The organism is Streptomyces sp. NRRL S-350, from assembly GCF_000719705.1.
GTDB lineage: Bacteria > Actinomycetota > Actinomycetes > Streptomycetales > Streptomycetaceae > Kitasatospora.
On the sequence record NZ_JOHO01000004.1, the window covers coordinates 296,805 to 322,394 of the forward strand.

Here is a 25,590-nt window from a genome sequence, read left to right on the forward strand (position 1 = left end):
TTGTCAGTTGATGGGCAGCCGGGCGACCAGCAGCCGGCCCTCCATGGTCACGCCGCCGTCCATCGCCACCGCGAGGTCGTCCGCGTACACGTACGGTCCGGGGATGTGCGGCGGCTGGCCGTCGTCCGCGTGGACCGCGCCGGTGAGGTACGGGATCGGGCTGTGCCCGTGCACGATCCGGCGGCCGCCGTAGGTGTCCAGCAGCTCGTGGACGGCCGTCGGCCCGGCGTCGCCGCGGAAGGCGAAGCGCTTGGTGAAGCGGCGGAAGCAGTCCCACCACTCGTCCACGCTGCCGTCGGCGAGCAGGCTGTGCACGGCGTCGTTGACGTCGGGGATGGATTCGCCGTACTCCAGGTACGCGGTGGTGTCGGAGTGCAGCAGCAGGTGGTCGTCCTCGAGCGCGACGGCGGGGAGCCGGGAGAGCCAGCTGATGTGGTGCGCCTCCAGGCGTTCCAGGTCGCTCTGCTGACCGCCGTTGAGCCGCCAGGCGGCCAGGAAGGAGGCGGTGCCGGCGGTGGACTGGACGGGCTCGTCGCCGTACTTGGCGGCGCCGAGGAAGAGCAGTTCGTGATTGCCCATCAGGGCGCGGCAGTAGCCCCCGGCGGCGGCGGCCTCGGCGGCGAGCTGCATGACCAGGTCGATGACGCCGATGCCGTCGGGGCCGCGGTCGGTGAAGTCGCCGAGGAACCAGATCCGGGCGCGGCCGGCCGACCAGTGGCCGTCGGCGTCGATCAGGCCCTGGTGGTGCAGTGCGGCGCGGAGCTCTTCGAGGTAGCCGTGCACGTCGCCGACGACGTACACCGGGCCGGGCGGCTCGCCGGGGCCGGGGGCCGGGTACGGGTAGGTCGGGGCGGCGGGGTCGGGCAGCGGCGGGCCGAGTTCGATGGTCGGCGGGTCGTCGCGGCCGTCGCGGCCGTCGAGCCGCAGGGCCGGGGAGGGCTGGTCGGGGAGGGTCGGCTCGTAGCCGGGGCGGTCGTCGTAGCCGCCGTCGTCGTAGGGGGGCTGGTCCTGGCCGTCGTAGGCCGCCGCGTGGTCCGGTCCGTCGTACGTGCCGTGGTCCGGCCCGTCGTACGGCCCGTGGTCCTGCGCGTCGTAGCCGGGGTGCTCCTGGCGGCCCTCGTAGCCGGGGTGGTCCTGGTGGGAGAAGGCCGGTGCCTGGTCCTGGGGGTGGCCCGGGGTGTGGCCGTGGGCGTGTACGGTGCGGCCCTGGCCGTCGGTGGTCCAGTGCTGTTCGAGGTAGCGGGCGCCGCCGTAGCCGCTGTACGTCTCGGCGTCGTACGTCTCGCCGTCGTACGGGGTGCCGGGGTAGCCGGTGGCGGGCTCGGGTTCGTAATAGGTGCCGTACGGCAGCACGTCGAGGGCCGGCTGGTGGCGGGGGCCCGAGTGGGGGTGCTCGGGCCCGGGGAAGCGGTCCTCGGGTGTCATTCGCCCATCATAGGAAGACCACTCTCCCGCCGTCGTCACCTGGTGGGCATCCAATCCTCCGGAGCGTCAGCCGGGCGGCCCCACAGGGTCCGTTTTGTCCTGGCTGGGTATGGTCTCGTCAGCTCTGGCCGGGCTTCCTTCGTGGTCGCCCGGCCTCGGTCGGCGTCCTCTCGGCGCCCTTCCCGCGCCCCGCCGGCACCGGTGCGGCGTCGGTGGGGCGGCGGCCGGTCTAGACCTCGCCGGGGGGCCGGGGAGGGCTGACGGTGGTGCGCGGGCTCCGGCGTTGGGAGGACGCGCGGACGATCAGTTCGGTCGGCATCAGGGTGCCCGGCGGCGGGCCGTTGCCGGCGGTGCGGAACCGGGGCGGGAAGAGCCGTGCGATGTCGACGCCGGTGCCGGAGTCCACGCCCTCGATGGCGTCGATGAGCAGGTTGACGACGGTGGTGCCGATCTTGCGCGGTTTGAGGGAGAGCGTGGTGATCGGCGGTTCGGTGGTGGCGTAGACGTCGCTCTCGCTGCAGCAGACCAGCAGCAGGTCGTCCGGTACCCGCATGCCGTAGCGGCGGGCGGCGGCGAGCAGGTCGGTGCCGTTGGGGTCGAACAGTCCGTAGACGGCGTCCGGCCGGTCGGGGCGGGCGAGCAGCCGGTCGGCGGCGACGGCGCCGGCGGCCGGGTCGTGCGCCGGGTAGGCCTCGTACACCGGCTCCTGGCCGACCTTGGCGCACCAGCCGAGGTAGGCCTCGGTGGAGAGCCGGGTGTAGGTGTCGGTGCTGGTGCCGGTGAGCAGGCCGATCCGGCGGGCGCCGGCTTCGGAGAGGTGGTCGAGGATGCCGAGGACGGCGGCCTCGTGGTCGTTGTCGACCCAGGCGGTGACCGGGCAGTTGCCGGGCTTGCCGTCGCTGACGACCGGGACGCCGGACCGGTACAGCTCGCTGACCAGCGGGTCCTGGTCGGGTGGGTCGATCACCACGGTGCCGTCCAGGGCGATGTTGCCCCAGACGTCGTGGCGTGAGGAGGCGGGCAGCACCACCAGCGCGTAGCCGCGGCCGAGGGCGGCGCTGGTGGCGGCCCGGGCCATCTCGGCGAAGTAGGCGAACTCGGTGAAGGTGAACGGCTCTTCGCCGTAGGTCGTGACGGTGAGCCCGATCAGGCCGGACCGTCCGGTGCGCAGGGTGCGGGCTGCCGCCGAGGGGCGGTAGCCGAGGCGCTCGGCGACTTCGCGCACCCGGCTGCGGGTCTCGTCGGGCAGGCGGCCCTTACCGTTCAGCGCGTCGGAGACGGTGGTGATCGACACTCCGGCGGCTGCCGCCACATCCCGGATGCCGGCCCGCTCCAGACGCCGTGAGGCGGTGGGTCGCCGACCGCTCTGGTTGGCTGCTGCTGTCATGGCGGACCGATCGTATGGCTCGTGACAAGGGTCTGTGACCGGCGCATCGGGAGCCCTCGAAGATACGTTTCTCCATGAGTGAGCCGGGGTGCGCCCCTTCGATACCCGCCCGGAACCTGGCTTCTTACCTCTGACATGTGCCAAAGGAACCAGGCAGAATGGCTGATCCGCGCCTGTAACCCGACCGGGCATCTCACTCCTACGGGTGAGAGCGGTCGGTATCGTGCAAGGCACCCGACCGGGGTGGTCCGGGCGCGCCAGGAGATCCCGGGCACGGGGGCGGACCCGTCCGTGGCGGGCCGGCGCACCGGACAGTTGTGCAACTTCTGGAAACGGAGTACGACCGTGAGCAGTGGTACGTCAGCGCAGGGCCCGCGCCTGCGGCCGACCCTGGACGGCATCCCCACCTACAAGCCCGGCAAGCCGGCCGGCGCCGACGCGTACAAGCTGTCCTCGAACGAGAACCCGTACGCCCCGCTGCCCGGCGTCCTGGAGGCGGCGGTCGAGGCGGCCGGCTCGCTCAACCGCTACCCCGACATGGGGGTCGGCGAGCTGACCGCGGTGCTGGCCGACCGCTTCGGCGTGCCCGCCGAGCACATCGCCACCGGCACCGGCTCGGTCGGCGTCGCCCAGTCGCTGATCCTCGCCACGGCCGGCCCCGGCGACGAGGTGATCTTCGCCTGGCGCTCCTTCGAGGCGTACCCGATCATCACCCGGATCGCCGGCGCGACGCCCGTCCCGGTGCCGATCACCGCGACCGGCGACCACGACCTGGACGCGATGCTCGCCGCGATCACCCCCAACACCCGGCTGATCTTCGTCTGCAACCCCAACAACCCCACCGGCAACGCGATCCGCCGCGCCGAACTGGAGCGCTTCCTGGACGCCGTCCCCGGCGACGTCCTGGTGGTCGTGGACGAGGCCTACATCGAGTTCATCCGCGACCCCGAGGTGCCCAACGGCATCGAGCTCTACCGCGACCGCCCCAACGTGTGCGTGCTGCGCACCTTCTCCAAGGCGTACGGTCTGGCGGGCATGCGGGTCGGCTTCGCGATCGCGCACGAGCCGGTCGCGGCCGCGCTGCGCAAGACCTCCGTCCCGTTCGGCGTGAACCAGCTCGCCCAGGACGCGGCCGTCGCCTCGCTGCGCGCCGAGGAGGCGCTGCTGGTGCGGGTGGACGCGCTGGTCGAGGAGCGCACCCGGGTGGTGGCCGGGCTGCGCGCCCAGGGCTGGGAGATCCCGGACTCCCAGGCCAACTTCGTCTGGCTGGGGCTGGGCGAGCGCTCGGCGGAGTTCGCGGCGGCCTGCGCCGAGGCCGGGGTGATCGTGCGGCCGTTCCCGGAGGGCGTACGGGTGTCGATCGGGGAGGCCGAGGGCAACTCGATCTTCCTCGCGGTGGCGGAGGCCTTCCGCAAGTCGCTCTGAGGCTCCCCGCTCCGCGCTCGGGGCGGTTCCCGCTGTTCCCGCTGTTCCCGCAGGGGCGTGCCGGTCGTCGGTGCGCCCCTGCGGCGTTCCCGGCCCGTGCCGGTTCGTTCCCGGTTCGCTCCCGGATGGCTGTGGATCGCTGTGAGTGTGCTGGGAGTTCGGCCAACGGCCGCCCACGGAGCGGCCAAGCAGGCCGCGCGGGAGGGTCGTTCCGTCCGCAATGCCCGGATCCGGCCGCCCAGCCTTCTCCCAGCCGGCGCCCAGGGCTCCGCAAGAGCACCCCGCGAAGCTGTCCGGCATGAAGGTGCTCCCACGGCGGCGCGGTGCCGTCCTCGTCAACTCCGCGCTCGGTGTGGCCCTCCTGGGCGGCGCGGCCCTGGTGTACGCCACCGTCAGCGGCAGTTCCGGCCCGGCCTCGGCCAAGCCCGCGGCGCGGACCGCGGCGGTCGCCAAGGGGACGGTCCTGGCCACCGTGTCCGGAACCGGCACCCTGGTCTCTCCCACCGACGCGGCCCAGGATTTCACCACCGGCGGCAAGCTCACCGCGGTCAAGGTCGCGGTCGGGGACGCCGTCAAGAAGGGCCAGGTGCTCGCCACCGTCGACACCACGGCGGCCCAGCAGCAGGTGGACGCGGCCCGGGTGGCCCTCACCACGGCCGACGCCAACCTCACCAAGGCGCAGGCCGGGGTCACCACCACGACCACCGAGCCGCTGCCGGCCCCGACCTCCGGGGGGTCCGGTGGCGGGGCCGGCAGCGGCGGATCCGCCGGTGGCGGACGCGGGGCGGGCGGGAGCAGTACGCCCGCCCCGCAGACCACCACCATCACCACCACCAAGGTCGACGACGCGGCCGTGGCCCAGGCCCAGCAGCAGGTCGCCACCGCGCAGACCAACCTGTCCAACGCCCAGGCGGCACTGGCCGGGACCACCCTGACCGCCTCGGTGGACGGGACGGTCGCCTCGGTCTCCGCCAAGGTCGGCGACACCGTCGGGGCGGGCGCCTCGGGTTCCTCGGCCTCCGGCACGGCCTCCGCCGGCAAGACGTCCGGGACGAGCACCGGTTCGGGCACGCCGAGCGGCTTCATCGTGCTCACCAACCCGACCGGGATGCAGGTCACCGCGAACTTCTCCGAGCTGGACTCGCTCAAGCTGAAGAAGGGCGAGGCGGCCACCGTCACCCTGAACGCGCAGTCCGACACCAAGCTCAACGCGACCGTCCTGTCGGTCAGTTCGCTGCCCAGCAGCGGCGGCTCGGGCGGCGCGGCCGGCTCCTCCGCCGTCCAGTACGCGGCCACGCTGCAGCTGACCGGCGACACCAGCACGCTGCGCACCGGCCTCAGCGCCACCGTCCAGGTGATCACCGGCGAGGCCGACAACGCGCTCTCGCTGCCCACCTCCGCCCTGTCGGGCACCGGCGCCTCCCGCACCGCGACCGTCGTGCACGAGGACGGCAGCTCCGAGCGGGTCACCGTCGGCGTCGGCGTCGAGGGCGACAGCACGGTGCAGGTGGTCTCCGGGCTGAAGGAGGGCGACAAGGTCGAACTCCCCACCACCAGCGGCACCAACGGCTTCCCGAACGGCTCCTTCCCGGGTGCCGGTGGCGGCCGGGGCGGCAACGGCGGCGGGGCCGGGGTCTTCCCCGGTGGCGGCGCCGGTGGTGGCGCCGGCGGCGGCCGGGGCGGTCGAGGCTGAGCATGCGTCACGTCATCGACAAGCGCGTCCCCGCGACGCCCGTGCCGGTGATCCGGATCCGCCGGCTCACCAAGTCGTACGGGCACGGCGACGCCACCGTGCACGCGCTGCGCGGCCCGGACGACCCGGCGACCGGCGAGCCGCAGGGCGTCAGCCTGGACATCGAACAGGGCGACTTCGTCGCCGTGATGGGCAGTTCCGGCTCCGGCAAGTCCACCCTGATGAACATCCTCGGCTGCCTCGACGTCCCGACCTCCGGCCGCTACCTGCTGGACGGCGTCGACGTCGGACACCTGGACGAGCAGCAGCTCTCCCTGGTGCGCAACCGCAAGATCGGCTTCGTCTTCCAGTCCTTCAACCTGATCCCGCGCACCACCGCCCTCGCCCAGGTCGAGCTGCCGCTCGCCTACGCGGGCGTCCGGGCCGCCGAGCGGCGCCGCCGGGCGCTGGCCGCGCTGTCCCTAGTCGGCCTCGGCGAGCGGTCCGGGCACAAGCCCAACCAGCTCTCCGGCGGCCAGCAGCAGCGCGTCGCGGTGGCGCGGGCCCTGGTCACCGCCCCCGCGATGCTGCTCGCCGACGAGCCGACCGGCAACCTCGACAGCCGCTCCACGGAGGAGGTGCTGGCCCTGATCGACGGGCTCAACACCACCGGCCGCACCGTCGTGCTGATCACCCACGAGGACGAGGTCGCCCGGCACGCCAAGCGGGTGCTGCGCCTCGTCGACGGGCAGATCGTGAGCGACGTCCGGCAGGCCCCGGTCGAGGGACCGCCCCCCGCCCTGCGTGACCTGGGAGTGCCCGCGTGATCCTCTGGCAGACACTCCGCTTCGCGGTCGGCGGCCTCGCCGCCAACAAGGTGCGCTCGGCGCTCACCATGCTCGGCGTGCTGATCGGCGTGGCCTCGGTGATCCTGCTGCTGGCGGTCGGCAACGGCTCGTCGGTCGCGGTCAAGGACTCCATCACCTCGCTCGGCACCAACTCGCTCACCGTCAGCTCCGGTTCGGCGGCCGGCGGCGCTCGGGCGGCCTCCTCGGTGAAGAAGCTGACGGTGGCCGACGCCAAGGCGCTGGCGAGCGACGCCGACCCCGCCGCGATCAAGTCGGTGGCCCCGGTCGTCACGACCAGCGGGACGGCGCTGTACGGGAACGTCTCCTACAGCCCCGGCTCCATCGTCGGCACCTACCCGGCCTACTTCGAGACCTCCAACCAGAAGGTCGCGCACGGCGAGTACTTCACCAACGACGACGTGCTCGGCTCGCGCAAGGTCGCGGTGCTCGGCGCCACCACGGCGAAGCAGCTGTTCGACACCGTCGACCCGGTCGGCAAGCAGATCGCCCTCGGCGGCACGCCGTTCACCGTGGTCGGCGTGCTGCAGGCCAAGGGCGGCACGGGCTTCACCGACCCGGACGACGTGGTGATCGCGCCGCTGCCGACGGTCCAGAACGCCTTCACCGGATTCGGCACCGTCAACCAGATCCTGGTGCAGGCCGCCTCGGCGGACACCACCACGGCGGCCCAGGCCGAGATCACCCGGGTGCTGCTCGGCGCCCACGCGATCACCGACCCGGCCAAGGCCGACTTCCGGATCACCAACCAGGCCTCCCTGCTCACGGCGCGGGAGAGCACGACGAAGACCTTCACGGTGCTGCTCGGCGCGGTGGCCGCGATCTCGCTGCTCGTCGGTGGCATCGGGATCACCAACATCATGCTGGTGACGGTCACCGAGCGCACGCGCGAGATCGGCATCCGCAAGGCGCTCGGCGCGCCGCGCGCGGTCATCCTCGGGCAGTTCCTCACCGAGTCGACCCTGCTGTCGGTGATCGGGGCGGGACTGGGGGTGGCGGCCGGGATGGTCGGCTCGCACTTCAGCATCGTCGGCATCAAACCGGTGGTGATCCCCGAGTCGGTGCTCGGCGCGTTCGCCATCGCCGTCGCCATCGGCCTCTTCTTCGGCAGCTACCCCGCCAACCGGGCCGCCTCGCTGCGGCCGATCGACGCCCTCCGGCACGAGTAGGGACACACCACTCCATGAGCAACGAGATCGCCACGGTCAGCAGTACCCAGGCCGAGCAGGTCGCCCTGCTCTCCACCCCGCCGGACGCCCGCGACGTGTCCGCCGAACTGGCCGCCCCGCCGAGGCGGAAGCTGCCCTGGATCAGCCTGGTGCTGGCCGGCGGCGTGATCGCGACGGGCGCGTTCGCGGGCGGGGTCTGGTACCAGCAGAACAACGGCACCTCCGGCGGGAAGTCGTCGCGCCCGGCCGCTGCGGGTGCGTCGGCGGGGCAGCAGCGTGCGGCGGGCGGCTACGGTCAGGGCGGCTACGGGCAGCAGGGCGGGGGAGGCCAGGGCGGCTCCCGCCGTGGCGGCCAGGGCGCTGGTCAGGGTGCCGGTCAAGGCGCGGGCCAGGGTCAGGGCGGGCAGGGCCAGGGCGGACAGCCCGGGTTCGCCCGGGGCACCGTAAAGGCGGTGGACGGCAACGTCGTGTACCTGACAGACTCCAATGGCAACACCGTCAAGGTCACCACCGGCGACGCGACGAAGGTCCAGCTCAACAAGGAGGGCAAGGTCACCGACCTGCAGCCCGGCCAGAGCGTGACCGTCGTCGGCACCCCCGACGCCAACGGTGGCTACACCGCCAACCAGCTCGTCGAAGGCAACGCTGCCGGAGGCTTCGGTGGAGGTGGCGGCAACCGGAACTCCGGCGGCTGACCCGGAGCCGCCCGGACGACCGCGAGGCCCTCGCCCCCCAGTGGGGGTGGGGGCCTTCGCGTGTTTCAGCGCTGCTGTCCGCTGCCGTAGGGGCGCTGCATCCGGAGCGCCGCGACGCCCCCCGGGGCCACGGTGGCGGTCGCGAGGGCGAGCAGGGCGACGAGAACGGCGCCGACGAAGGACCTCACCGCTCCCAGGCCTCGTTCCGGTCCAGGTCCCGGAGGAGGTGGAGCAGGTTCAGCAGGGTGCTGACGGGCGCGTTGCCGAAGTCGACGAGGAGGCGCCCGTCCAGGGTCGTCTCCCCGGCGGAGGCGGAACCCCAGAGGAGCCCGCGCCGGAGGCCCCGGCGGTGCAGTTCGCCGAGCAGGGTGGTGATCTGCGGGGCGGTGTAGTCGAGCATCCGGGGATCGTCCGGGGCGATCGGCGGGTGGTTCACGCGGCGGAGTCCAGCTCGTACCAGACGGTCTTGCCGCGCTTCTGCGGGTCGACGCCCCACCGGTGGGTGAGGCCCTCCACGAGTTGGAGGCCCCGCCCGCACTCGGCGGTGGGGGCGGAGACCAGGGGCTGGGGAAGTGCGTCGCTCTCGTCCGCGACGCAGACCCGGAGGGTGTGGTCGTGGAGGGAGAAGTAGACGACGGGCGCCGGGGTCGCGCCGTGCCGCCAGGCGTTGACGAGCAGCTCGCAGAGGGCGAGTTCGGCGTTGAAGATGGTCTCCGGGGCCCAGGAGGCGCGGATCAGGACGTCCCGGAGGGCCTGACGGGAGAGCGTGAGCGAGGGGGTGTTACGGGTACACACGGGAACCTCCGCGAGGCTGTGGTGCGGGAGGGGGAGAAGGCCGTGAGCCAGGCCGGGTTGACGGTTGCTCTTCGGCGGGAGGGCAGCAGGCGCCGACTGCCCGGACTGAGGCATTGCTGACGGTCCGTCGGATCCGTCCGGCAACGACCATAGCGCGGCTCGCCACAGATTTGTGGCGAAGTGCGGGAAGTTCCCCCGAACGTGGTGGCAGCACTGAGGCAGACTGGTCCCCATGGCTCTTCGATCGAACCCAACTCTCCGCCAGCGGCGGCTGGGTGCCGAACTCCGCAGGATGCGGGAGCAGGCCGGCCTCGGCGGTAGCCAGCTCGCCCGCGCACTGGGCATCAACCCGGCCCACGTGACCCAGATGGAGAGCGGGAAGACCGGCATCAGCGTCGAACGGCTGCGCACGATCGCGGCGCTGTGCATGTGCGTCAACGAGCCTTTGATCGATGCGCTGGCGGACATCATCACGGACCGCGACAAGGGCGGGTGGTGGGAGGAGTATCGAGGTCGCCTCTCGCAACACTTCCTTGAGATGGCCGAGATGGAAGGTCGTGCCCACGGGCTCTCGACCTACACGATGGCCTTCATCCCGGGGCTGCTCCAGACCACTGCCTATGCTTCTGCGGTCTTCGCCCGAGGCTTCCCGCGTCTTCCCCGGCACGAGGTCGATCTGAGGACCGCCTTCCGCGTTCGACGACAGCACGTGGTCCGATCCGGCGAGACTCCGTACTGTGCGTACATCCACGAGGCTGCGCTGCGCATGCAGTTCAGTGGGCCCGAGGTTCAAGCCGAACAGCTCGGCAGCCTCATCGAGGACTCGGAGCGGCCGACCATCTCGATCCGGGTCGTGCTGTTCGACGTGGACACGCTTCCGGTCAACCACGAGAACTTCACGTACGTCAGAGGTCCGGTCCCCGATCTCGACACGGCGCAGATGGATTCAGGCCTTGACAGCGTGGTCTTCGACGCGCCGGCCCATATCGCCCAGTTTCGTTCACTGCTCGACCGGATCGATTCGGCGGCTCTCTCCGAGGAGGAGTCCCGGGAGTTCATTCAATCCATCAAGAACGATATGGAAAAGAAAAATGCCTAACTCTGCGTGGCAGAAGTCCAGTTACTCGGCTGCGAACTCCGAATGCGTCGAGGTGCGCACTCTGGACGGGTTGATCGAACTGCGCGAGTCGGACGAGGGCGACGTCATCGTCCGGACCACCGCTGCCAAGTTCGCGGCCTTGCTCCAGGGGGCGAAGGCCGGCGAGTTCGACCACCTCCTCCCCCGCACCTAGCGAATCGTTCCGGCGGCCCCTTGCTCCTCGCAAGGGGCCGCCGGTTGTTCACAGGCCGGGCACGCTGTGCCCGTTCAGGCGCCAGAGCGCCGCGCTGTACCAGAGCAGTGCGATCAGGACGACCAGGGCGCCGCCCGCCACCGGCAGGGCCCAGCCGGGCAGGCGGCGGTGGCGGACCACGATGACCTTGGCGACGAACGCCCCGTAGAGGAAGCACCCGGCGAAGGAGTGCAGGGCGATCCGGCTGTCCGTCGACTGCACGCCGTACGCGGTGAGGCAGTGGTAGGCGATCGGGAGGGAGAGCAGGAACGCCCCCACGCCGACCAGCCGGTGCCCGGTCCGGACGGAGCGGGGTGCGCCGCGCAGTCCGGGCAGCCGGCCGTACATCCAGAGCGCCAGCAGGAGTTGGACCAGCGCGAGGCCCAGCAGGGCGGTGCCGAGCTGGGCCTTGAGCTCGTTGGCGTCGTCGAAGCGGCGGCCGAACAGGCTGCTCGTGTAGTCGGGGGTGTGCGCCCGGCCGAACCAGTAGAGGCCGGCCGTCACCGCCACCGGCAGGAGCGCCCACAGGAGGCCGGAGGCCCGTCGGGGACGGGGCGGCCGCTCGACACCGTCCATCCGCTCAGTCGCCCTCGACCTTGGTGCCGGAGACATTGACCACGTACCACTTGGCACCGAAGGCGCTGGACTCCTCGCCGTTGGTGTCGCCCTGCGCCTTGTCGCCCTCGAAGTAGTACAACGGGTGGCCGTTGTAGACGATCTGGGTCTTGCCGTCCTTGCGGGTGGTGGTGGAGAGCTTGGCCTGGTCGGCGCCGTTCGCGGCGGTGGGGGCCCCGGTGGTCAGGGCGGGCGGCCAGGCGGTGGCGCAGTCGTCGTAGCAGGTCGAGGTGGGGGAGGTGTCCGCCTCGAACAGGTAGAGCGTCCTGCCCTGGGAGTCGACCAGGATGTTCTGGAACTTGCCGATGGTGGCGGCCGCGACCACGCCGGCCGTGCCGGCGGAGGGGCTCGGGCTCGCGCTCTCCGTCGGGCTCGCGCTCTCCGTCGAGGTCGGCTCGGTGGTCGGGCTGCCGGTGGAGGTGGGCGTGGCGATCACCGGGGGCGGTGTGCTGGCGGGAGCCGTCGTCTTCTTGCTGCTGGAGCAGCCGCCGCACACCACGGTGATCAGGGCGACGACGGCGGTTGTGGCGGTCACCGAGCGGGAAATTCTCATGGGCTTCTCTCCGGCGGGGTGGGAACTGGTGCCGCCACTTCAGCCTGAACGGGCCGGGCCACCCCGCTCGGCACGCCAGCGGGTGCGCAACGCGGGCCCGCCGTTAACCCCGATGGCCGACAGCAACACGCCGTCCGCGATGCGCCGCCCGGGCGGTGGGTGGGGCAGGCCCCACCCACCCGGTACGGCTGGACCCGTACCCGGTCGGGCTCGCGGTCCGTAGCGTCGTTCCCACCACGACACGGAGGAGAAGGACCATGGCGACCCACCAGGACGGCTTCACCACGGTGAGGAAATGCATCGTGCTCTTCGGCGCCGTCAGCGCGATCGTCCTCGGCACGGTCGCCGTGATGGCGTCCACCGGGCACGAGGCGACGTCGTTCATGTGGTTCCGCGGGGCGGTCCTGCTGGCGGTCACGCCGCTGCTCCACCGGCTGGCCACCCGCGCCGCCGAGGGGTCGTACCGGGACTTCGACCGCCTGCGGACCAGCTCCACGGTCATGCCCGTCGCCCTCATCGGCGTCGACCTCGTCCCCGGCCTCTGCCCGCCCTGGTACGCCGTCCTCCAGGGACTCTCCGCCCTGGCCCTCCTCGCCGTCGCCGTCCTCACCCGGACCACCGCCTTTCCCCGGCAGACCTGAGAGCGCACCTCGGCCCGCGACGACCCTCCGGCGGCCGCCGGACCGGATCGGCCGCCGGACCGGATATTCGATGGCGGCCCCGGCAGTGCCCGGTGAAGATCGCGGCATGGCTCTCTTCCTGCGGACCGAACGGATCGTCCTGCGCCCGATCACCGAGGCCGACGTCGACCACCTGTTCGCGCTGGACGACGACCCGGAGGTCATGCGCTTCATCAACGGCGGCAAGCCGGCGGACCTCGACGACATCCGCACCCGGACCCTGCCCCGCCTCCTCCACGACCACCCGTGTTCGGGCACCCGGGGCTTCTGGGCCGCCGAGGAGAAGGCCACCGGAACCTTCCTGGGCTGGTTCGAACTGCGCCCCCTCGACGACCACGACCCCACCGTCGCGGAACTCGGCTACCGACTGAACCGGGCGGCCTGGGGCAAGGGCTACGCCACGGAAGGGTCGCGCGCGCTGATCGACAAGGGGTTCACCGACCTGGCGGTGGAACGCGTCACGGCGAACACCATGGCGGTGAACACCCGCTCCCGGCGCGTGATGGAGAAGGTCGGTCTGTCCTTCCTGCGGAGCTTCCACGGTGACTGGCCGGAGTCCATCCCGGGGTCCGAGCACGGCGAAGTCGAATACGAACTCCTCAGGGCCGCCTGGGAACAGCGGTCCCGGCCCCGGCCCCGGTAGCCCGGTCGTCCGCAGGAGGGTCGGTGCCGGGCGGGAGGAGAAGCCACGGAAATGCGGGCGACCAGCGCGAGCTCGGTCCTCTAGGGTGGGCGCGTCCCCCAGGCGGCCGTTTACCGCCTGTCGTCGGCGCGACCAACGCGCCCGCAACCCAGGGAGTTGCCGCCATGACGCGCACCCTTGTCGCAGAGCTCCACTCACGCATCGGTGAGACCGTCACCGTCTTCGGCTGGGTGAACACGCTCCGGCTGCAGCGCCGGCTCCAGTTCGTCCTGGTCCGCGACCACACCGGGCTGGTCCAGGTCACCCACGTGCGGCGGTGAGAGCGACGTCATCGAGGCCGCCTTCGAGCGGGTGACGGTCGAGTCCGCCGTGAAGATCACCGGCAAGGTGGTGGCGAACCCGCAGGTCAAGCTCGGTGGCCTGGAGATCGTGCCGTCCGGAGTGGAGATCGTCTCGCTCGCCGAGGCGAAGCTGCCGATCGACGAGAAGACCGGCATCGACCAGCGCCTGGACTGGCGCTTCCTCGACATCCGGCGCCCCGCCCAGCACCTGGTGTTCGACGTCCAGACGACCGTCGAGCGGGCGATGCGCGAGGTGGCCGCCGAGGAGGGGTTCACCGAACTGCACACGCCGAAGCTCATGGGCACGGCGTCCGAGTCCGGAGCCGAGGTGTTCGAGGTCGGCTACTTCGGCCGTACCGCCTACCTCGCCCAATCGCCGCAGTTCTACAAGCAGATGGCGATCGCCGGCGGCATCGACCGGGTCTTCGAGATCGGGCCGGTGTTCCGGGCCGAGCCGTCCTTCACGTCCCGGCACGCGACCGAGTTCACCGGTGTCGACGTCGAGATCGCCTGGATCGACGGCGTCGAGGACGTGATGGCCTTCGAGGAGCGGATGCTGCACCGCGTCCTCACCGCCGTGGCCGAGCGGCACGGCGAGGCGGTCGCGGAGCACTTCGGGACGCGGGTCGTCGTTCCGGAGCTGCCGTTCCCCCGGATCACGATGGCCGACGCCCTGGCCCGGCTCCGCGCCACCGGCTGGGACCCGGAGGGTGTCAAGGACGACCTCGACCCCGAGGGCGAGCGGACGCTGTGCGCGCTGATCGCGGAGGAGACCGGACACGAGTTCGTCTTCGTCACCCGCTTCCCGGCCGCCGTCCGGCCGTTCTACCACCTGCGGCCGGAGGACGACCCGACCGTCACCGAGTCCTTCGACCTGCTGTGGAAGGGCGTGGAGATCACCACCGGCGCCCAGCGCGAGCACCGGTACGACCGGCTGGTCGCGCAGGCCCGGGAGAAGGGCATGGACACCGGGCCGCTCTCCGGCTACCTGGACTGCTTCCGTTACGGCACCCCGCCGCACGGCGGGCTCGGGCTGGGGCTGGGCCGCCTGCTGATGCTGGCCCTCGGCCTGCCGTCGATCCGCGAGGCGACGTTCCTCTTCCGTGGGCCGCACCGGCTGGAGCCGTAGCTCCTCCACGGCGGCCACGGCGCAGGAAGTCGGCCCGGTCGACTTCCTGCGCCGTGCCTTCCTCAGTACCCGATCGCCTCGCGCAGCAGCAGGACGGTGCCGGGCGTCATCCGCGCCGGGGCGCTGAGAACCAGGAGTTGGTTGACGGCGCTGGGCTGCCCGTAGGCGGCTCGGGACCGTACGGTCTCCAGCGGGAGGGCGTGCTCCTCGACGCGGCGCAGGGCGGTGGGCAGGTCGGGGACCACCTTCTGCGCGCCGACGATCCAGACCGCCCGGCCGGCGCCGCCGACGTAGGAGGGCAGTTGGCTGCCGCTGGCGGAGGCGACGACGAGGGAGCCGCCTTCGGTGACGGCGGCGACGCTGCCCACCACGACGTCGGGGGTGGCGATCATGCGCCGGAGTGCGTCGGCCTCGGTGGTGCGGTCCATGGCGATCCCGCGTGCTTTCACGGACCGGTAGCGGCTGCCGCCGTTGACGTCCTCGTCGATGCCGGACAGCCGCAGGGTCTCGCTGGCGACGGTGAAGACGGAGGCGTCCGCCGGGACCAGCTCCTCCACCCGGGCGCGCGCGGCAGCGGCGTCGTCCAGGATCTCGACGGTGAAGCCGTTCGCCGTCAGGGCGGCGGCCACCCGCTCCAGGCGTTCGGAGGGGGCGGGGTCGGTGAACGAGGCCCGGGCCGAGGCGGGGGCGGAGCCCGTCAGCGGGGTGGTGTCGGCGTACCGCACCTCGTAGACCCGCTCGGTGAACCGCCAGCCGTCCTCGGTGCGGCGGTAACGGTCGTGGTAGATCGCGTAGTTGAGCCCCTGGAAGCCGTTCTTCAGGCTGGCGATCTCATGCATGTGGGCGCGGCCGGTGGCGGTGTCGCCGTCGATCCGGATCGAGCCCGGGTGGGTGTTCTGGACGAAGAAGTCCCACTGCTCCTGGAGCTTCTCGCCGCCGACGCGGATCTGCTCCGGGCCGACCAGTTCGACGGGGACATCGGGCATCCGCAGCGCGCCGTCCGGGGTGAACAGCCGGGCGAGCCGGGCACGGTCGCGCATCATCACGGCGTCGGTGAACTCGTACTGCAGGGCCGCGATCTCGACGCGGTCGGCGATCGCCTGGAAGTCGTTCATCGGGTTCCTCCGTTTCGTCTTCCTCTTCGACCGGTACGACCGGACGGCGCGCCGGAATGTGAGGCGGGCGGGAGGCGAGGCGAGCGGGAAGTGAGGCGGGCGGGAGGCGAGGCGGGCAGGACGTCACATTCCGGCGCCCTGTCCGGTCGGAAGGAAGGTGCGGAGGACCGACGAGCCGAAGGAGCGGGAACGGATGCGGGGACGAGGGGACGAAACGGTGGAGCAGTCCGATCCGGGCCTGGACGCGGTCATGGGCGAGCGGCGTCAGTTGATCAATCTGGCGTACCGGATGCTCGGCTCGCTAGCCGATGCCGAGGACGTCGTCCAGGAGACGTACGCGCGCTGGTACGCGATGCCCCGGCGGGAGCGGGAGGCGGTCGCCTCATCTGGCGGCTGGCTGACGACCGTCGCCAGCAGGATCTGCCTCAACGTCCTCGGTTCGGCGCGGGTGCGGCGGGAGCGCTACGTCGGGGAGTGGCTGCCCGAGCCGCTGCCCGAGCGCCGGGAGTGGACGTCGTCGGCGGCGACGGTGGCGGACCCGGCGGACCGGATCACCCTGGACGAGTCGGTCAACATGGCGTTCCTCGTGATCCTGGAGGCCATGACGCCGGCCGAACGCGTCGCGTTCATCCTCCACGACGTCTTCCGGTACCCCTTCGCGGAGGTGGCCGCGATCCTCGGCCGCTCGTCGGCGGCCTGCCGTCAGCTCGCCTCCTCGGCCCGGCGCCGGGTCGGCACCGCGCAGGCGCCGGTGCCGTCGGTGAGCGTGCAGGCGGGCGTCGTCCGGGCGTTCAAGGAGGCGTGGGAGGCGAAGGACCTCGCGTCGTTGATGAGCCTGCTCGACCCCGACGCCACCGTGATCGCCGACGGCGGGGGCCTGGTCGGTGCCCTGCTCCACCCGCTCTCGGGGAGCGAGCGGATCGCCCGCGCCCACCTGGACTCCGACCGGTTCGGGCCGGGCCTCACGCTGCTGGAGCGCACCGTCAACGGCCGGCCCGGGCTGGTCGCCCAGCGGGGCGGCGTCACGGACACCGTGTTCGCGTTCCGGATCGCCGACGACCGGATCACCCACATCTGGGTGGTGCGCAATCCGGAGAAGCTCCGGCCCTGGACGGACCCGGACCTGGTGGGGGGAGTCCCGTCCGGTCGGGAGTGAGGTGCGTCATACTGGCGGGCGCGCGGGGCGGGCAGTCCCCCCGAGGGGGCGCACCGGGCGTGTTCACGCCCGTGCGCACACCACCGAGCGCCCGCCTACGGGCTTGTCGTCGTAAAACCGACCGATAAGGTGTTAATCCAACATTCATCCATGCCGCGTAGCCTCCGGGGGCTAGCCTCATGCTGAACGTCATCGTCCGACCGGGAGGCGAAACCCCCGTGCAAGGCACTGTCACCACACCAGGCGGGTCCACAGTGGCCGGGGGCCAGGGCGAGGCGTTCCTGCTCGTCGTGGACGACGAGCCCAACATCCGCGAACTGCTCGCCGCCTCCCTGCGCTTCTCCGGCTTCCGGGTCGCCTCCGCCGCCAGCGGCACCGAGGCCCTCGACCTGATCGCCGCCGAACGCCCGGACCTCGTCGTGCTGGACGTGATGCTCCCCGACCTCGACGGCTTCACCGTCGTCGAGAAACTGCGCGAACGCACCAGCCGGGGCCAGATAGCCGGACCGGCCCACGGCCACCCCGGCGACCACCTGCCGGTGCTCTTCCTCACCGCCAAGGACGGCGTCGGCGACAAGGTGCAGGGCCTCGCCGCCGGCGCGGACGACTACGTCACCAAGCCGTTCAGCCTGGAAGAGCTGATCGCCCGGATCCGCGCCATCCTGCGCCGCGCCGGCGGACCCGCCGAGGACGGCCGGCTGGTCGTCGCCGACCTCAGCCTCGACCCGGTCGCCCACGAGGTCACCCGCGGCGGCACCCCGGTCTCGCTCTCCCCGACCGAGTTCAAACTCCTGCACTACCTGATGGCCAACGTCGGCCGGGTGGTCTCCAAGTCGCAGATCCTCGACCACGTCTGGGCCTACGACTTCGGCGGCGACCTCTCCATCGTCGAGTCCTACATCTCCTACCTGCGCCGCAAGCTCGACTCCGGCCCGGCGCACGGCCCCAAGCTGATCCACACCGTGCGCGGCATCGGCTACGCGCTGCGCCGCCCCCCGCAGGGCTGACCGGTCCCGCGCGTGTTCGCCCGCTTCTCCTCACGGCTGTCGCTGCGCGCCCGGCTGCTGGTGCTCGCGCTCGCACTGGTCACCACCGGGCTCGCGGTCAGCGACGCCTTCGTGCTCGGCACCGTCCGGAGCCAGCTGGTGGAGCAACTGGACGAGCAGCTCCAGCGGTACGGGCTGCCGCTGTCCCGCAAGCCCCTCGCCCAGGTGACCACGCCGACCGTCGGCCGGCCCGCCGTCGCCGGCCGGCGGATCAGCCTGCCCAGCCAGTACCTGGTCCAGTACCTGTCCGCGGACGGCAAGGTCCAGGCGCTGATGCGCCAACCCGTCTCCGACAGCGACCCGGCGCCGCAACTGGCCGGCCTGGACCCGATCCGGACCGCCCCCGACGTCCCCTTCGACCTGCCCGACCAGCGTGGCCGGCACAGCTGGCGGGTCCTGGTGCTGCCGCTCCAGCCGCCCCGCGGGCAGGCCGCCAGCCCCAGCGCGTACGCGTCTCCGACGGTCACCCCGGCCTACGTGATGGTGGCCGTCTCCCGCGAGGACATCGACGCCACCGTCGGCAGACTGAGCACCTCCTTCCTCGCCATCGGCGGCGCCGTCCTGGTGCTGATCGCCGCCCTCGGCTTCTTCGCCGTCCGCGCCGGACTGCGGCCGCTGCGGCGGATCGAGGCGGGCGCCGCCCGGATCGCCGCCGGCGAACTGTCGCACCGGATGCCGGAACTCCCGCCGGGCACCGAAGTCGGACGCCTGTCCATCGCGCTCAACGGCATGCTCACCCAGATCGAGGCGGCCTTCGCGGCCCGCGCCGAATCCGAGGCCCGGATGCGGCGCTTCGTCGCGGACGCCTCCCACGAACTGCGCACCCCGCTGGCCGGCATCCGCGGCTTCGCCGAGCTGTACCGGATGGGCGCGCTGCCCACCGAGGCGGACGTCAAGCGGACCATGACCCGCATCGAGAGCGAAGCGGACCGGATGGGCGCCCTGGTCGAGGACCTGCTGGTACTCGCCCGGCTCGACGAGGAACGCCCCCTCGACCTCGCCCCCATGGACCTGCGCACCCTCGCCGCCGACGCGCTGCACGACCTCACCGCCCTCGACCCCAGCCGCCCGGTCTCGCTCACCGGCCCCTGCGGCACGGGCGCTCCCGGGGCCGCACCCGTCCTCGGCGACGAAGCCCGGCTCCGGCAGGTGGTGACCAACCTGGTCGGCAACGCGGTCAAACACACCCCCTCCGGCACCCCCGTACGGATCGGCGTGGGCGCCCGGGCCGACGGAGTCTGCCTCCTGGAGGTCGCCGACTCCGGCCCCGGCCTCACCGAGGAACAGGCCCAACAGGTCTTCGACCGGTTCTACCGGGTCGACGCCTCCCGCAGCCGCGACAAGGGCGGCGGCGCCGGACTCGGCCTCGCCATCGCCACCGCCCTCACCCGCGCCCACGGCGGGACGCTCAGCCTGCACACCGCGCCGGGCGAAGGAGCGACGTTCCGGGTCGAACTCCCCGACCACGGCGACCGGCCTTCCTGACGGACGGGCGGCGGGGCGCCCGGGCTTTCCCGGCGAATTGTCGATTCGTCGGTTCCGCCACCGACCCGGCAAACCCATGACCCGTTCTTTGCCGGAATCCGGCATGGAGCGTAAAGAATGCGTGTGCCTATGATCGGCTCTGCCTGGCCGTCACCACCGTTACGGACCAAGGCAATCGCATTCTTACCGACCCGAAAGGGGTCACAGTGAAACTCCGCCGTTCGCTGGTCTCGGCCGCCCTCGTCGCCGCAGTGATCTCGCCCGCAGTCGTGCTCGCCGCGACACCGGCCTCCGCGGCGCCCGCCTCTGCGGCGCGGACCCAGGGCGACAGCGGCTCGATCGCCGAGCTGGAGAAGGCAGCCGCCGACGCGGCCGCGGCCTACCAGGCCGCCAAGGCCCACCAGGCCGACCTCGCGGCGAAGTTCGAGGCCTACACCTCCCCGCAGGCGCTCCGCACCAAGTTCGAGGAGGCCAAGGCCGCCGCCAAGAAGGCCGCCGAGACGAGGGAAGCCCTCGACAAGGCGGCCGGTGAAGCCGCCGAGGCGTACGGCAAGGCCAAGGAGGAGGACCTGGAGCAGGCCCGACAGGCGATGCTCAAGGCCTTCGACGCCGCCAACGCCTCGCACACCGCGGAGACCCGGGCCAAGGCCGCCGTGGAAGCGGCCGGCAAGGCCATGGACGACGACCGGGTCGCCGAATTCCTCAAGGTCGTCGCCGCCCAGGACGCGACCAAGGCCGCGGCCGCCACCAAGGACGCCGCGGACAAGGCGCTCGCCGACGCGAAGGCCGCCGCCGAGCAGCCGGTGGAGAAGCCGGTGGAGACGCCGGTCGAGCAGCCGGTGGAGACGCCGGCCGAGAAGCCCGCCGAGCAGCCGGTGGAGAAGCCCGTGGAGAAGCCCGCCGAGCAGCCGACCACCGTCACCCCGGCGTCGGACACCACCAAGAGCACGACCGGCGCCCGCACGTCGACCACCACGCCGACCACCACGTCGGCTTCGGCCACCTCGGCCACCACCACCGGCTCGACCACCGGCTCGACCACCGAGCTCGCCGAGACCGGCGCCGACCCGGCCACCCCGTACCTCGCCCTCAGCTCCGGCCTCGCCCTCAGCCTCGGCGCGGCCGCCCTCTACGTCTCCCGCCGCAAGCCGGCCGGCCGCTCCACCTCCTGACCCGCCCCGGTTCGCGCCCACTCGGGAGGAGGACGCGAACCCGCCCCCGGACCGCAGGACAGGCCCCGGCCCGTCCTGCGGTTCCGGCGTTTTTTCCGGGGTTTCCGGGGCTTCCGGCCCGAAACGCCTCGATCGAGTGAACCCACCCCGGTTCGTCCGGTCGGCCGCTCGGTCGTGTGCGAGCGTGCTGCCGTTGCTCGTGCGGACTCGCACGGGCTGATCACACCGGACGGGAAGAGGGGTGCCCCCATGAGCGCGCTCGTTGCCGAGACGGCCGTCGTGGACCTGGCCCAGTTGCCATGGCAGGCGTGGGAACCCATGGATGCACATCGCGACCGCCGCGCGTACGCCTCCTCGACCCGCGCCGCCTACGGGAAGCAAGCCGTGGTCCCCGAGGGCCCTGCCGAGGGCTTCGTGACCGGGCCCGAGACCGCCGGTGAGCGCCGTGGCTGAGCCCGCCGTGTCGTTCAAGCGGGACCTGTCCGAGTGGCGGATCGTCCTGGTCGCGTGGCGGCTGTTGGCGCTGCAGGCGGCGGATCCGGCGGTGGGGGCCGGGATGGCGGAGCACTCCACCTACCGGGCGCACCCGTGGCGACGGGTGGAGCACACCCTGGAAAGCGGACGGCGGCTGTTCTACCAGGACGCGGAGACGCTGCGGCGGGAGATCGCGCGGTTGGAGCGGGCGCACAAGCGGATCCGGGGCACCGGGCCGGACGGGCGGCCGTACGACGCCCGGGACGCAGCGACCAGGGCGTGGGTGCTGCTGACGCTGTTCGAGTGCGTGGTGGCCATGCGCCGGCTGGGCGGGGACGGGTACGACGCGGCCCAACTGGAGGAGGCGTACGCCGAGTTCAAGGAGGCCGTCGCGGCCTTCGAGCTGCCGGACGGCGAACTGCCGGCCTCGGCGAAGGAGTTGCCCGCCTACTTCGCGCGGTACGCCCGCGAGAAGCTGGAGTTCACGGAGGCGGCGCGCTTCCTGATGGGCGACCTGCTGCGCGAGGCGCCCCGCCCGAGGCGGTTGTGGTTCCTCGGGGACGCCGGGTGGTGGGTCGTCCGGGTGGTGGTCGCCCGGGTGATGCGGGAGCTGACGGTGGCGGATCTGCCGCCGGTGGTGCGGGAGCGGTTCGGGTTGGTCGCCACCCGGCGCGGCGCGCTGCTGTCCTTCGTGGTGCACCGCGGCGTCGGCGGGCTCGTCCGGCTCCTGCCGGACCGGCTACGCTACCGCTCCCCGCAGGAGGCCGCTCCGGCGAAGGGCCGCTACCGCCCGCACCGCCGCGACACCCGCGGATCCCGGGTGGACCGGTTCTTCCGCGAGGTGCTGGACCAGACCGGCGACGGCTTCGTCACCGCGCACGACCTGCGGGCGATGGCGCACAACGTGTGCTGGCAGCTGGAGTTGGACGAGGCCGCCGAGGCCCGGGTGTACGGGGCGTTCGACGGTTGGTGGGAACAGTTGCGCGAGGCGATGGACGCCGACGGCGACGGGAGGGTCAGCCGGGAGGAGTTCGTGGCCGCCACCGTGGCGGGCTGCGACCGGGACGGCGCCTACCTGGAGCAGGGGCTGCTGCCCGCGCTGCGGGCGGTGTTCGCCGCCGCGGACACCGACGGCAGCGGTTTCCTGGAGTTCGACGAGTACCGCGCGGTGTTCGGCGGCCCGCGGGTGCATCCGGTGGAGCTCTCGCACGGGTTCCGCCAGTTGGACGCGGACGGGGACGGGCGGGTCACCCGGGAGGAGTTCCTGGGCGGTTTCACGGAGTTCTTCACGGCCCGCGCCGACTCCACCCCGGGCACCCAGCTCCTCGGCCGGGCGTAGGCGGGGCTCCACCAGCAGGCCCCGCTCGCCGGCGCGAGCGGGGCCTCGGTCTGTCAAGCGCCGGTTCGGCCAAGAAGCGCTCCTCATCCGCCCGGTCGTTCGTTGCCCCGGCGCCGGCGGGTCCGCAGACTGTGCGCACCGCGTTCCACCGCCCCGCCCCGCACCGCACCGCGCCGCCCGATCGTGGCGCCCCGCACGACCGTGACGCAGCGCACAGGGCCGTCATCCACCCCACCTGCAGTTCCCCCGTAAGGATGGTGGATACTGGGGCTTGTGAACGTGTTCACGTTCACAAGCGGGCAAGCTCGTGTGGCTTGGCGGCGGTCTACGGCTATCGAAGAAGTTTGTCCTGAATGCGCCCGCCGGCACGCGGGCAGGTTGGGAGAGAGGGCGACGTGGAACTGGCAATCGCTCACGAGACCATCGCGCGATGGCAATTCGGCATCACCACCGTCTACCACTTCCTCTTCGTCCCGCTCACGATCAGCCTGGCCGCGGTCGTGGCCGGTCTGGAGACCGCCTGGGTGCGGACGAACAAGGAGAAGTACTTCCACGCGACGAAGTTCTGGGGAAAGCTCTTCCTCATCAACATCGCGATGGGCGTGGTCACCGGAATCGTCCAGGAATTCCAGTTCGGCATGAACTGGTCCGACTACTCCCGCTTCGTCGGTGACGTCTTCGGAGCCCCGCTCGCGATGGAGGCGCTGATCGCCTTCTTCTTCGAGTCGACCTTCATCGGCCTGTGGATCTTCGGCTGGGACAAGCTGCCGAGGAAGATCCACTGCGCCTGCATGTGGATGGTCGCGCTGGGCACCGTGCTCTCCTCCTACTTCATCCTCGCGGCCAACTCCTGGATGCAGCACCCGGTCGGCTACACGATCGACCCGGTCACCGGCAAGGCCCGGCTGACCGACATCACCGCGGTGCTGTTCCAGAACACCACCCTGACCGTCGTCGCCCACACCCTCACCGCCGCCTTCCTCACCGGCGCCGCCTTCATGGTCGGCATCTCCTCCTTCCACCTCTGGAAGGCGAAGCGGCTGCAGGAGAAGAGCGGAGGCACGGAGACCGCCGACCCCAGGAAGACCGCCTCGATGCGGACCTCGCTGCGACTCGGCCTGGTGCTCGCGGTGGTCTTCGGCGCCGGTACCGCGCTCAGCGGCGACGAGCTCGGCAAGGTCATGTTCGAGCAGCAGCCGATGAAGATGGCCGCCGCCGAGGCGCTGTGGGACACCCAGGCGCCCGCCCCGTTCTCGATCTTCGCGGTCGGCGACGTCGGCAAGGGCCACAACTCGGTGGCGCTGGAAGTCCCCGGAGTGCTGTCCTTCCTCGCCCACAGCGACTTCAGCTCCTCCGTCCCCGGCATCAACGACACCGCGGCCGCCGAGGCCGCCCGGCACGGCGGCGACCCCAAGGACTACATCCCGAGCATCTTCGTCACCTACTGGGGCTTCCGCCTCATGATCGGCTTCGGGATGACCTCCTTCGTGGCCGGCCTGATCGGCCTCTGGACCACCCGGAGGAAGCTCCTCCTGCACCCCCGGTTCCGCACCGGCGAGACGGAGGTGCCGCGGCTGATGCTCACCCCCGGGCGCGAGCTCAGCCCCCTGCTGACCAGGTGGAGCTGGCGGATCGGCATCCTGACCATGGGATTCCCGCTGATCGCCAACAGCTTCGGCTGGGTCTTCACCGAGATGGGCCGGCAGCCCTGGGCCGTCTTCGGCCTGATGACCACCGCCGACGCGGTCTCCCCCAACGTCGGCCTCGGCACCCAGATCGGCGCGCTGGCCACCTTCACCACGCTGTACGCGGTCCTCGCGGTCATCGAGGTCCGCCTGCTGGTCAAGTACGCCAAGGCCGGGCCGGTGGTGACCGAACAGCCGCCCACCGAGGTCCCCTCGCTGCGCGGACCGTCCTCGGACGAGGACGCCGACAAGCCGCTCGCCTTCGCGTACTGAGGCACCGGGCACGGGCACTGAGGACCACTGCGGAACTGAGGATCTGACATGCAACTCCACGACGTCTGGTTCGTGCTGATCGCGGTCCTGTGGATCGGCTACTTCTTCCTGGAGGGCTTCGACTTCGGGATCGGCATCCTGACCAAGCCGCTGGCCCGCGACACCGCCGAGCGGCGGGTGCTGATCAACACCATCGGCCCGGTCTGGGACGGCAACGAGGTCTGGCTGCTGACCGCCGGCGGCGCCACCTTCGCCGCCTTCCCGGACTGGTACGCGACGCTCTTCAGCGGCTTCTACGTCCCGCTGCTGGTGATCCTGGTCTGCCTGATCGTCCGCGGCGTGGCCTTCGAGTACCGGGCCAAGCGCGACGGCGCCCGCTGGCAGCGGAACTGGGAGGAGGCCATCTTCTGGAGCTCGCTCCTTCCGGCCTTCCTCTGGGGCGTGGTCTTCGCCGACATCGTGCGCGGCGTGGACATCGACGCGCAGAAGAACTACGTCGGCGGCCTCGGCGACCTGCTGAACCCGTACGCGCTGCTCGGCGGCCTGGTGACGCTCGCCCTGTTCACCTTCCACGGCGCGGTGTTCGCCGCGCTCAAGACGGTCGGCGAGATCCGCGAGCGGGCCCGCCGGGCCGCCCTGCGGGCCGGACTCGCGACCGCCGTCCTGGCACTGGTCTTCCTGGTCTGGACGCAGGGCCACAGCGGCAACGGCCGCAGCCTCGTCGCCCTGGTGGTCGCCGTGGCGGCCCTGGTCGGCGCCCTGGTCGCCAACGGACTCGGCCGCGAGGGCTGGGCGTTCGTCCTCTCCGGGGCGACGATCGTGGCCGCCGTCGCGATGCTCTTCCTGGCGCTCTTCCCGAACGTCATGCCGTCCACCCTCGACGACGGCTGGAGCCTGACCGTCGGCAACGCGGCCTCCTCGCCGTACACGCTGAAGCTGATGACCATCGTGGCGGCGGTGTTCACCCCGCTGGTCCTGCTCTACCAGGGGTGGACGTACTGGGTGTTCCGCAAGCGGATCGGCGTCCAGCACATCCCCGGGCACGCCCCCGCCGGCCCCGCCGCTCCGGCCGCCCCCGCCGGCCCTGACTCCCCCGCCACCCCGCTCGACCGGGCCTGA

25 protein-coding genes and 1 pseudogene are annotated in these 25,590 nt (G+C 71.9%); 18 read left to right on the forward strand and 8 right to left on the reverse strand.

The annotated features are described in order from the left end of the window. Positions 1-3 precede the first annotated feature (3 nt). Together IF30_RS49115 and IF30_RS0106725 are read right to left on the reverse strand one after the other, a co-directional pair. Positions 4-1,425, reverse strand: a complete 1,422-nt coding sequence (locus IF30_RS49115) for a metallophosphoesterase (protein WP_234322606.1) — start codon at positions 1,423-1,425, stop codon at positions 4-6. Between the two features lie 229 nt (positions 1,426-1,654). Next, positions 1,655-2,812, reverse strand: a complete 1,158-nt coding sequence (locus tag IF30_RS0106725) for a LacI family DNA-binding transcriptional regulator (protein ID WP_078891177.1) — start codon at positions 2,810-2,812, stop codon at positions 1,655-1,657. 345 nt (positions 2,813-3,157) lie between these two features. On the opposite strand from IF30_RS0106725, the gene hisC reads away from it, so the two are divergent. From hisC to IF30_RS43260, 5 genes are all read left to right on the forward strand, one after another. Further along, positions 3,158-4,237: a histidinol-phosphate transaminase gene (hisC, locus tag IF30_RS0106730; protein ID WP_030233326.1), complete on the forward strand. Its 1,080-nt coding sequence runs from the start codon at positions 3,158-3,160 to the stop codon at positions 4,235-4,237. A gap of 298 nt (positions 4,238-4,535) precedes the next feature. Continuing rightward, positions 4,536-5,930, forward strand: a complete 1,395-nt coding sequence (locus tag IF30_RS41050; protein ID WP_037899105.1) for an efflux RND transporter periplasmic adaptor subunit — start codon at positions 4,536-4,538, stop codon at positions 5,928-5,930. Between the two features lie 2 nt (positions 5,931-5,932). Continuing rightward, positions 5,933-6,736 carry an ABC transporter ATP-binding protein gene (locus IF30_RS0106740; protein WP_030233331.1) on the forward strand — a complete coding sequence of 268 codons (804 nt, stop codon included), beginning with the start codon at positions 5,933-5,935 and terminating at the stop codon, positions 6,734-6,736. Then, the gene (locus tag IF30_RS0106745) at positions 6,733-7,944 is read left to right on the forward strand and encodes an ABC transporter permease (protein ID WP_030233332.1); all 1,212 of its coding nucleotides are present in this window, start codon (positions 6,733-6,735) and stop codon (positions 7,942-7,944) included. The genes IF30_RS0106740 and IF30_RS0106745 overlap by 4 nt, the downstream gene beginning before the upstream one ends. A 14-nt stretch (positions 7,945-7,958) precedes the next feature. Next, complete coding sequence (locus IF30_RS43260) at positions 7,959-8,639, forward strand: hypothetical protein (RefSeq protein WP_051709353.1); 681 nt, start codon at positions 7,959-7,961, stop codon at positions 8,637-8,639. A 65-nt stretch (positions 8,640-8,704) separates the two neighbouring features. On the opposite strand, the gene IF30_RS50150 is transcribed toward IF30_RS43260, so the two are convergent. The 3 genes from IF30_RS50150 to IF30_RS47555 are packed head-to-tail and all read right to left on the reverse strand — an operon-like array spanning position 8,705 to position 9,434. Further along, complete coding sequence (locus IF30_RS50150) at positions 8,705-8,827, reverse strand: hypothetical protein (RefSeq protein ID WP_267884507.1); 123 nt, start codon at positions 8,825-8,827, stop codon at positions 8,705-8,707. Continuing rightward, positions 8,824-9,075, reverse strand: coding sequence for a hypothetical protein (locus IF30_RS0106760; protein ID WP_030233338.1), 252 nt, complete (start codon positions 9,073-9,075; stop codon positions 8,824-8,826). The genes IF30_RS50150 and IF30_RS0106760 overlap by 4 nt, the downstream gene beginning before the upstream one ends. Beyond that, entirely contained in the window at positions 9,072-9,434 is a 363-nt protein-coding gene (locus tag IF30_RS47555) for an ATP-binding protein (RefSeq protein ID WP_051709355.1), read from the reverse strand. The genes IF30_RS0106760 and IF30_RS47555 overlap by 4 nt, the downstream gene beginning before the upstream one ends. A gap of 232 nt (positions 9,435-9,666) precedes the next feature. Here IF30_RS47555 and IF30_RS0106770 point away from each other — a divergent pair, with 232 nt between their 5' ends. Then, complete coding sequence (locus tag IF30_RS0106770) at positions 9,667-10,533, forward strand: helix-turn-helix domain-containing protein (protein WP_030233344.1); 867 nt, start codon at positions 9,667-9,669, stop codon at positions 10,531-10,533. Then, the gene (locus IF30_RS0106775; RefSeq protein ID WP_030233346.1) at positions 10,526-10,726 is read left to right on the forward strand and encodes a DUF397 domain-containing protein; all 201 of its coding nucleotides are present in this window, start codon (positions 10,526-10,528) and stop codon (positions 10,724-10,726) included. The genes IF30_RS0106770 and IF30_RS0106775 overlap by 8 nt, the downstream gene beginning before the upstream one ends. Before the next feature lie 48 nt (positions 10,727-10,774). Here the strand turns inward: IF30_RS0106775 and IF30_RS0106780 are convergent, their stop codons facing one another. Together IF30_RS0106780 and IF30_RS49120 are read right to left on the reverse strand one after the other, a co-directional pair. Continuing rightward, positions 10,775-11,341 carry a DUF6529 family protein gene (locus tag IF30_RS0106780; protein ID WP_078891179.1) on the reverse strand — a complete coding sequence of 189 codons (567 nt, stop codon included), beginning with the start codon at positions 11,339-11,341 and terminating at the stop codon, positions 10,775-10,777. A 4-nt stretch (positions 11,342-11,345) separates the two neighbouring features. Continuing rightward, positions 11,346-11,915, reverse strand: a complete 570-nt coding sequence (locus IF30_RS49120; protein ID WP_234322607.1) for a hypothetical protein — start codon at positions 11,913-11,915, stop codon at positions 11,346-11,348. Between the two features lie 275 nt (positions 11,916-12,190). Between IF30_RS49120 and IF30_RS0106790 the strand changes: the two genes are divergently transcribed. The 3 genes and pseudogenes from IF30_RS0106790 (at position 12,191) to aspS (ending at position 14,726) form a co-directional block, all read left to right on the forward strand. After that, complete coding sequence (locus tag IF30_RS0106790; RefSeq protein WP_030233354.1) at positions 12,191-12,574, forward strand: hypothetical protein; 384 nt, start codon at positions 12,191-12,193, stop codon at positions 12,572-12,574. A gap of 106 nt (positions 12,575-12,680) precedes the next feature. Beyond that, the gene (locus IF30_RS0106795) at positions 12,681-13,256 is read left to right on the forward strand and encodes a GNAT family N-acetyltransferase (protein ID WP_030233357.1); all 576 of its coding nucleotides are present in this window, start codon (positions 12,681-12,683) and stop codon (positions 13,254-13,256) included. Positions 13,257-13,420: 164 nt separating this feature from the next. Further along, positions 13,421-14,726, forward strand: a pseudogene (gene aspS / locus IF30_RS41060) (aspartate--tRNA(Asn) ligase). Positions 14,727-14,788: 62 nt separating this feature from the next. On the opposite strand, the gene IF30_RS44950 reads toward aspS, so the two are convergent. Further along, the gene (locus IF30_RS44950) at positions 14,789-15,841 is read right to left on the reverse strand and encodes a nuclear transport factor 2 family protein (RefSeq protein ID WP_030233360.1); all 1,053 of its coding nucleotides are present in this window, start codon (positions 15,839-15,841) and stop codon (positions 14,789-14,791) included. Positions 15,842-16,034: 193 nt separating this feature from the next. Here IF30_RS44950 and sigJ point away from each other — a divergent pair, with 193 nt between their 5' ends. The 8 genes from sigJ to cydB all read left to right on the forward strand — a co-directional run bounded on the left by sigJ (position 16,035) and on the right by cydB (position 25,590). Further along, positions 16,035-16,997, forward strand: a complete 963-nt coding sequence (gene sigJ, locus IF30_RS0106810; RefSeq protein WP_051709358.1) for an RNA polymerase sigma factor SigJ — start codon at positions 16,035-16,037, stop codon at positions 16,995-16,997. Between the two features lie 179 nt (positions 16,998-17,176). Continuing rightward, on the forward strand, positions 17,177-18,004 hold the full coding sequence (locus tag IF30_RS0106815; RefSeq protein WP_078891181.1) for a response regulator transcription factor: 828 nt from the start codon (positions 17,177-17,179) through the stop codon (positions 18,002-18,004). Positions 18,005-18,016: 12 nt separating this feature from the next. After that, a complete protein-coding gene (locus IF30_RS0106820; RefSeq protein ID WP_030233369.1) occupies positions 18,017-19,528 on the forward strand; it encodes a sensor histidine kinase in 1,512 nt (503 codons plus the stop codon). A 206-nt stretch (positions 19,529-19,734) separates the two neighbouring features. Further along, on the forward strand, positions 19,735-20,700 hold the full coding sequence (locus tag IF30_RS43275) for an LAETG motif-containing sortase-dependent surface protein (protein WP_051709360.1): 966 nt from the start codon (positions 19,735-19,737) through the stop codon (positions 20,698-20,700). A 249-nt stretch (positions 20,701-20,949) separates the two neighbouring features. Further along, a complete protein-coding gene (locus IF30_RS0106830; protein ID WP_030233374.1) occupies positions 20,950-21,153 on the forward strand; it encodes a hypothetical protein in 204 nt (67 codons plus the stop codon). Continuing rightward, on the forward strand, positions 21,146-22,513 hold the full coding sequence (locus IF30_RS0106835; protein ID WP_234322608.1) for an EF-hand domain-containing protein: 1,368 nt from the start codon (positions 21,146-21,148) through the stop codon (positions 22,511-22,513). Before IF30_RS0106830 ends, IF30_RS0106835 begins: the two co-directional genes overlap by 8 nt. A 395-nt stretch (positions 22,514-22,908) precedes the next feature. Then, positions 22,909-24,471, forward strand: a complete 1,563-nt coding sequence (locus IF30_RS0106840; protein WP_030233381.1) for a cytochrome ubiquinol oxidase subunit I — start codon at positions 22,909-22,911, stop codon at positions 24,469-24,471. Between the two features lie 48 nt (positions 24,472-24,519). Next, positions 24,520-25,590, forward strand: coding sequence for a cytochrome d ubiquinol oxidase subunit II (gene cydB / locus IF30_RS0106845; protein WP_051709362.1), 1,071 nt, complete (start codon positions 24,520-24,522; stop codon positions 25,588-25,590).